We start from the raw sequence: 223 nt of genomic DNA, 5'->3' as shown, positions 1-223 counted from the left end.
GTGAGACGATCAGTTACAGTTTTACGGTGACCAATACGGGAGCCACTACGTTGAGCAACATAACGATTAGTGACCCATTGTTGGTAGCACCGAATGGTAGTTTAGTAGGTGGTCCAATCGCCACACTTCCCCCAGGCCCAAGTGGAGTAGACAGTACTACGTTTACGGGAACCTACACGATCCAGCAGTCTGACATAGATGCGGGAACGGTAAGGAACCAAGC

At 50.2% G+C, this 223-nt stretch carries 1 protein-coding gene; it reads left to right on the top strand.

Annotated elements, in window-relative coordinates:
- Positions 1-223 (top strand): DUF7507 domain-containing protein (locus tag IQ282_RS00010; protein WP_194849913.1); only part of this gene is annotated, 223 nt, incomplete at both ends.

Source organism: Nonlabens antarcticus (genome assembly GCF_015356755.1).
In the GTDB taxonomy this organism is placed as follows: Bacteria; Bacteroidota; Bacteroidia; order Flavobacteriales; family Flavobacteriaceae; genus Nonlabens; species Nonlabens antarcticus.
The sequence above is the reverse complement of the archived record's forward strand: the minus strand, read 5'-3'. Positions and strand labels throughout refer to the sequence as shown.